At 39.7% G+C, this 7,800-nt stretch carries 7 protein-coding genes; 4 read left to right on the forward strand and 3 right to left on the reverse strand.

All coding sequences use genetic code 11. From position 1 onward, the window contains the following. Position 1: 1 nt before the first annotated feature. Positions 2–2,506 (reverse strand): YfhO family protein, encoded by a 2,505-nt coding sequence (locus AC4MRQ_RS13340; RefSeq protein WP_491198178.1) that lies wholly within the window; start codon positions 2,504–2,506, stop codon positions 2–4. A 171-nt stretch (positions 2,507–2,677) separates the two neighbouring features. Here AC4MRQ_RS13340 and AC4MRQ_RS13345 point away from each other — a divergent pair, with 171 nt between their 5' ends. The 3 genes from AC4MRQ_RS13345 to AC4MRQ_RS13355 all read left to right on the forward strand — a co-directional run bounded on the left by AC4MRQ_RS13345 (position 2,678) and on the right by AC4MRQ_RS13355 (position 5,002). After that, a complete protein-coding gene (locus tag AC4MRQ_RS13345; RefSeq protein WP_491198179.1) occupies positions 2,678–3,394 on the forward strand; it encodes a pseudouridine synthase in 717 nt (238 codons plus the stop codon). A 237-nt stretch (positions 3,395–3,631) separates the two neighbouring features. Beyond that, a complete protein-coding gene (locus tag AC4MRQ_RS13350) occupies positions 3,632–4,693 on the forward strand; it encodes a bestrophin family protein (protein WP_491198180.1) in 1,062 nt (353 codons plus the stop codon). Between the two features lie 81 nt (positions 4,694–4,774). After that, positions 4,775–5,002, forward strand: coding sequence for a hypothetical protein (locus tag AC4MRQ_RS13355; RefSeq protein ID WP_491198181.1), 228 nt, complete (start codon positions 4,775–4,777; stop codon positions 5,000–5,002). Positions 5,003–5,352: 350 nt separating this feature from the next. On the opposite strand, the gene AC4MRQ_RS13360 is transcribed toward AC4MRQ_RS13355, so the two are convergent. Beyond that, positions 5,353–6,579, reverse strand: a complete 1,227-nt coding sequence (locus AC4MRQ_RS13360; protein ID WP_491198182.1) for a POTRA domain-containing protein — start codon at positions 6,577–6,579, stop codon at positions 5,353–5,355. Positions 6,580–6,671: 92 nt separating this feature from the next. On the opposite strand from AC4MRQ_RS13360, the gene AC4MRQ_RS13365 reads away from it, so the two are divergent. Beyond that, positions 6,672–6,884 carry a hypothetical protein gene (locus AC4MRQ_RS13365; protein WP_491198183.1) on the forward strand — a complete coding sequence of 71 codons (213 nt, stop codon included), beginning with the start codon at positions 6,672–6,674 and terminating at the stop codon, positions 6,882–6,884. A 53-nt stretch (positions 6,885–6,937) separates the two neighbouring features. Here the strand turns inward: AC4MRQ_RS13365 and AC4MRQ_RS13370 are convergent. Continuing rightward, a partial coding sequence (locus AC4MRQ_RS13370; protein ID WP_491198184.1) for a glycine--tRNA ligase occupies positions 6,938–7,800 on the reverse strand: 863 nt, incomplete at its 5' end.

Raw genomic sequence — 7,800 nt, forward strand, 5'->3', positions numbered from 1 at the left:
TTCAGTTTTTCGATATCGCATTCTTTTGTTTCCAGGTCATAAATACGGCTGCAATAATAAGTAGTAAAATAATGATAGAACTTAATACTGCAATCATCTGGCCTGTAATAAACGATTGAGGTTTAAAGCGGAACTCAATATCATGCTGTCCTGCCGGGACCATTAATCCTCGTAATAAATAGTTGGTCCTAATCAATTCAGCCTCTTTTCCATCAATATACACTTTCCAACCTTTTTCATAATACACATCACTGAATACGGCCAATTGCTCCTGTTCGGTATTCGATTCAAAAATTAAATAATCAGGCGCATAATGTGTCAGGTTGATATTCCCGGTAATTGTGTCGACCGAATAATCATATACCGCATCGATAAACCGTTTTTCAACCACTGCTGTCGTATGTAGGTTGGTGCTTGCCAGTGATTCTATTTCCTCATCGGGGTTTGCCACCTCTTTAACCTCCTTCACAAACCAGGCATTGCCCATATAGTTCGGGTTAAAAATTGGATCAGCACCCGGATTATAGATAATGTATTTGCCATTCAACATATTCAATACCGGCATTTTCTCCATAGCAACTTCCAAATCACCAGGTGTTTGTGCTGTTTGAAGAACCTGCCCTAATTGTTGCCAGTCATTATACAGATAACGATCAACCAAATCCTGGTAACGGCGCAACTTGGCACCATGAAAACCTCCTACAGATTTATGCCAATAAGGTGTAAATCCATCTTTAAAAGGATCACGATAGATCGGGAACACCCTGTAGTAATCATCTTTATCCTTTAAAATGGCCTTATCTGCTTTCGATTGTGCCAACTCCTGTCGTGCTTTTGAAGTACTTACAAAATCATCGTTGTTGAGATATCGTTTTGAAACACTCCATAAATCAAAAAATACGATAAAAGCAATGCCCCAAACTACATATTTACGCGCCAGCTTACCCTGAATATAGAACCATAGGGATGCTGAACCAAGTAATATTAAAGCAAATGAACGCCAGGCATCGGATGTAAATAGAACCTGACGGGCTGCCATCAAATTCGACTCAAGCAATTGATACATCTGCGCCTGCTCTCCGCCTTGCTGTATTTGTGCACCGAAACTTTGGGCTTCCATTGGTGACAGGAAAGTATAAAATGCATCGGGGAATAAAGCCAATATAAGACTAAGACCTCCTGTCAGAGCGAACGCAATTAAAAACCATTTACTGTCCTTCTTAACTATATTGGAATCCTGAAGAATGGTTTTCAAACCGAGGAAACCCAAAACCGGTATGGCCATTGACGCGAGAACCAATGCCATTTCAACCGTCCGGAACTTATTGTATAAGGGGAAATTGTAGAACATAAAGTGGTTGAACCATTCCAGATGCTTACCCCAGGCCAGCATAATTGAAAAGATGGTAATGCCAATGAGCCACCAGCGCTCTTTGCCCTTGTAATAAAAAGCACCAATAAAAAATAAGAAGCAGATCAACGCTCCTGCATAAACCGGACCGCTGGTAAAAACACGCCCTCCCCAATATTGACTTGATTGTCCTACATACTCTTTTAATCGGGGATCAACCTGTTGCATGGCTTTATCGGAACCAGCCAATGCTGCCGACTCCCCACCAACTACATTTGGAATTAAAAGAGTTAATGTTTCGTGTCGCCCATAACTCCAGCCAAAAGCGTAATCAATATCCAGACCTGAATGCTCTTTTTGTCCCTCTTTTGGGGTTAATTCAGAAGCACCGCGAATGGAATAATTCCCATATTCGTAGGTTGTCCAAAGATTTGTAATGTTAGGCAGAACGGCCAACATAGCAGCTACAACCAACACAGCCGTTGTTTGGGCAAACGGTTTGATAGCATTTTCCTTAATGGCATATATCAAACGGGAAATAACAATAAAACCAACCATAAAAGCCAGATAGTATGTGATCTGAACATGATTATAGGCTATTTCCATTCCCAACGCCACGCAGGTAATAACAGCACCTACAAAGCGGTTCTTGTTATAGGCATAGAGTACTCCTGCCACCACAGGTGCCATCAAGGCAATAGCATAGGTTTTAGTGATATGCCCGGCAATAATGATGATTAGATTATACGAGCCAAACGCAAAAGCAATGGCTCCAATCACACTCAACCAATGATCGACTTTCATGCTCAACAACAAGAGGTAAAAACCCAGCATGTATAAAAACACAATGGCCACCGTTGTATAAGGTAAGCCCAATCTTGTGAAGCGGTTGAAGTAACTAAATACATTTTTTGAGGAATCTCCTTTTATCTGATAAGCCGGCATTCCACCAAACATAGAGTTGGTCCACATAGCTTTTTCACCAGTTTTCTTCTCGTAATCAACCAACTCTTTGGACATGGCTTTAGCATGTGTGTTATCGAGCTGAGGTAGTTTTTTACCTTCCAGTACCGGAGAAAAGTAGATGAAGCTTAAAAGGATGAACAATAATAAGGCCCCTAAATAAGGCAAATAGCCTTTCAACTTGTCGATCATGATAATCTATTTATTATTTGGTTTGTGAAAATACGTAATGTAATTGGATTAGAAAAAAAGCTAAATATCAGAATTGCTTGTAAAACTAATCGGATGAATACAAACATCTACACTATATTCATCCGATGAGTTTAGGACACTTTGAATTATTTTTGCAATAAAATAAGCAGTATGCTCGAAATCATCTATCAAGATCCTTATCTGGTAGCCATTAATAAACCACATGGCTTACTGGTTCACCGAAGTTCCATCGCTGCCGATGCTGAAGAGTTTGCCTTGCAAATGGTACGCGATCAGATTGGCAAAACGGTGTATCCCGTTCATCGTCTTGACCGAAAGACCTCGGGCATATTGGTTTTTGCCTTAAATAGCAGGATGGCAGCTAAACTCAAAACTACTTTTGAAGATGCCGGCACAATAAAGACATATACGGCCATCGTTCGTGGTTATTTTCCTGATCAGATTGATGTGGATTATGCACTCACCAACGATCGCGGTAAAACCCAGGATGCCATTACTTCATTTAAAACCCTGAAACGAACCGAACTGCCAATTCCATTCGGAAAATTTGAAACCTCCCGTTACTCTTTGATTGAGGCTTATCCTAAAACAGGCCGTATGCATCAGATTCGCAAGCACCTGAATCATTTGCGACATCCCATCATTGGTGATCGCCCTCATGGCTGCAACAAGCAAAATAAGCTGTTTAAAGAGCGCTGGAATATGAATACCTTGTTACTGCATGCCATACAACTGGAAATTATACATCCGGTAACAGAAGAATCACTGGTGTTGAAAGCCAAATTATCCGACCGTTTTGAGGAGATGATAAAAACATTGGAATTTAAATTTCTTCCCACTTTTGATAAGCACCACGTCCCGACATAGCTCTGCTAGTGGCACAGGAACGACCCATGCATATTTGCAATACAGTTTTATTATTATTCAATATCGCTAAGATCTTGTAATTAACTTATTGACTTCCTTTTACTATATTGCATTAAAATCTTCACTACTGACTAAAAACTTGTACGAACCAATATTAAATTAACAGCCCCCAAAAATTCGTCAACACCTTTCATTTTTGATTGTTTATCATTCAGATAACCAAAAACTGCGATTATCATGATTACAAAAGTTCGATACTCTTTTAAAGACATGCTTCTATGGACACGCGGAGAAACAATCTTCTTTATTTTTTATTCGCTAATAATAACATTTCTTTATGAGGTTTTGGGCTTCATTTTTATCAGGATGCCATGGACTCCAATTGCCTTAATTGGTACCGCTGTTGCATTTATAATTGGTTTTCAGAACAATGCTGCTTACGGCCGCATTTGGGAAGCCCGTAAAATATGGGGTGGAATTGTGAATACTTCACGTAGTTGGGGCATGATGATTCAGTCAATGATAAGCAATGAGTACACCAATGAACCTTTAAGAGATGATGAACTCAAAGAACATCAAACACAGCTTGTGCACAGACATATTGCCTGGTTAACCGCCCTGCGACACGCTATGCGGCAAAGCAAAAAGTGGGAAGTCTTTGAAAAGCATCGTACCAACCGTGAGTGGTCGCGAATGGCTTATATTCCCGAACGCGTTACATTATTAAAAGATGATTTGATGTTGTATTTGAATGCCGATGAACATAGTTATGTGATGAGCAAAGACAACAAAGCAGCAGCAATATTACATTTACAGTCAAACCATTTGAAACAACTAAAAGAACGGAAAATAATATGGGAGTTTGCCTTTTTAGAGTTGGAACAAATGCTGAAAGAGCTTTTTGATCTGCAGGGAAAAACTGAACGTATCAAAAACTTTCCTTATCCTCGGCAATATGCAACATTATCGCATCATTTTGTCTGGATTTTCATCTTTCTGTTGCCCTTTGCTCTTGTTTCTGAGTTTGCAAATATTGCCGCTAAAATAGAAACCGTATTTCCATTAATTGCCAGGTATTTTGTTTGGCTGGCCATACCCTTTTGCAGTGCAGTATCATGGGTGTTTCATACCATGATGCGCATCGGTACTGTAGGCGAAAACCCGTACGAAGGCACAGCCAACGATGTACCTATTTCAACCATTGCAAGAGGGATAGAACGTGATTTGCGACAACTGATGGATGAAGATGGCGAATCAATACCATCGCAGTTTCCGGAAAAGTTTCATGTACAAATGTAAGGATGCGATCGTTGCTTAGATTAATTACTCAGAAATGTTATTTTTGAATAGTCAAAATACTTAACTCTAATGCAAAATATTATGAAGAATTTTATCTATGGAGCCTGTCTTTTGCTACTTTCAGGATTAATTGGTTGTAAGAGTATTGGAATTTCGGGAAGTGGCCATGAAGAATATCCTGAATTTAAAGATGGTTACCGCGATGGAGATCCGGATGCACCTAAATTTGAAACTGTTGAAGAATGGAAAAAACGCCAGGAAGAAGAAAAGAAAGCTGAAGAGGAAAAAGCTAAGAAAAAGAAAGGTTAGTTTACTGCGATTTATTATAAAGCTGCGAAGGGCCCGAGTAAACTACAGTAGTATATTACAAAACTGCAATAAGCACGGGCAGGCTACAACAGTTTATTGCAAAATTGTTATAACCCTATGTAAGCTACAGTTGTTAATTACACTGATGTAATAAGCCAAAGCAGGCTGCAGTAGTTTATTACAAGGCTGTAATAGACCCCTGTAAGCTACAGTTGCTTATTGCAAGACTGCGATAAACTCTGGTAGGCTACAGGTATTTAATGCGAAGCTGCAGAAGCTCTGTATTACTCATCGGATGAATATGACAAGATGTTTATATTTATCCGATGAGTTTTGATAACCTGTGCGGTTTAGAACTCCATATTAAACCAGTTACTGTTTTCTCCGGCATAACTAAAATGAAAACGAAGATAAAGCCAGGGAATCATCGGAATTCTGAATTCCACACCTGTACCAATGGCTATCATAGGACGGGATGAATATAAGTCGCTATAGGTATTGCAACCATTACCTATGTTCAGAAATAAGGAATGCTCAATGGCAAACCATTTTTTGTTGATATAGGTGAAATGTCCGCCCAGATACCCGGAGTAATAAGCTTTCCCGGCCACCTCACCATAACGGATTCCTTTAATATCAGATGCACCCAAATGGTACATGAGTGAAATATAGTTACTGGTGGTATACCCGGTTCTAAACAGGGTCGAAAGCTGAACAACTTTATTAAACAGGTGATGATACTGGACACTGCCCCTGATTGTTTGGTAAAATGAGCTTTCGCTGTTGAGTCCAATACCGGCACTGGTGCCAATGCTTAACAGGTAGCCGTCTTTCTGGTGCCTGTAATAATTAATGATGCCAATGGATTCGCTCAGGCTCAGGGATAAATAAGCAATATCATAGTTTTGACTTACGGGCAATGAATCATCCACCAATGAGCTATCGGTTCGATGACTGAACACGGAAACACCTAGGTCAGGAGAGAATGTATAGGAAAAATCGGTATGGTGAGGATTACCAATACTAAAACCAATGCTTTTTTGTTTGATACCTAAGTGCGCTGCTGCCTCCCGGTCCTTATAGGTTGTAAATATATTCTCACCCAGTGAACTGTTAAAGCTCAGAGTCATATTTTTATATAGTAGCTGACGAGGAATGTTAACTCCCAGGTTGTAGCTAATTTTATTGGTACCTGTTGATCCAACCAAATTCAACCCGATATTACGTCCCAAAAAGTTATTGTCATTGACCCCAAGTGTTAAATTGAACTCCTCTTTGTTTCCTCCATAAGCCAAAATGGGAACCAAAGTAAATGCGTCCCGGGCAGTAATATCAATATGCAGGTTTCCATTTGACAATGTATCCATCTCGAACTTTACCTCTGCAAAATTGCCTAAATTCCATAGTTTCTTCTTCGATTGTTCGTATCGCAAGCTATCCGGTTGATCGCCTACATGAAACTCCAATTCTCTTAGAATGATTTTGTCCTTGGTTCGCCAGTTCTTTTGAATGCTGATTGAATCAACCTTTCTCTGTGCATTTATTGTAGAATTTCCACCTAATAAGAGCAATAACATGAAATAGAATATTGCTAGATACTTGAGATGTTGAGGCATTTTTGTTTTAAAAGTACTCCTCAGCAAGCAGGATCATTTAAAACAACTCGTTTATGGGTTTACTCAATTGTTATTTGTGGTTAATAGTGATAATGCCTGAAAGAGAAACGGGCGAATATTCCATATATGGGATAAGTTGTCACCAGATACTTCTTCAATTTGGCAGATGGTCACTATTTGCATTGCATACTAAAATGCTTTACCAGGACGAAGAAGCCCGGTTGAATAATCAACCAGGCTTCTATATCTTAATACTTATCAGATGATTATGATATATTGGCTATGTTCATCCAATAAGTAAACATGTTAATGAAATTTACTACAAGTTTTTAAAAGCTTCGCGCATGCTTACCTTTTTACTGATGATGCCTTGCAACTCAGAAATCTTCACTCGCTCTTGCCCCATCGTATCGCGGTAGCGGATGGTTACTGTATCATCTTCCAATGCCTGATGGTCAACTGTTACACAGAATGGTGTACCAATAGCATCCTGGCGACGATAACGTTTACCGATACTATCTTTTTCGTCGTATTGGCAATTGAAGTCGAACTTTAGCTCATCTATAATTGCACGTGCTTTTTCAGGTAAGCCATCCTTTTTTACTAATGGCATCACGGCCAGTTTGATTGGTGCCAATACCGGCGGCAGATTTAACACCACTCGTGTTTCTTTCTTACCATCTTTACCTTCAACCTCTTCCTCGTTATAGGCTCCGGCCATAATGCTCAGGAACATACGATCCACACCAATGGATGTCTCCACTACATAAGGCACATAGCTTTTGTTTAATTCCGGATCGAAGTATTGAATTTTCTTACCGGAAAACTCCTGATGCTGTGACAGATCAAAATCGGTACGTGAATGGATTCCTTCCACCTCTTTGAAGCCAAATGGCATTTTGAATTCAATATCGGTAGCAGCATTGGCATAGTGAGCCAGCTTTTCATGATCGTGGTAACGATACTTCTCCTCACCCATTCCCAATGACTTGTGCCAACGCAAACGAGCATCTTTCCAGTACTCAAACCACTTCATTTCCTCGCCGGGACGAACAAAGAATTGCATTTCCATTTGCTCAAACTCACGCATTCTGAAGATAAATTGTCTGGCAACAATTTCATTACGGAAAGCTTTACCAATTTGAGCGATACCAAAAGGAATCTTCATTCTACCAGTTTTCT

Source organism: Carboxylicivirga sp. (assembly GCF_982718395.1).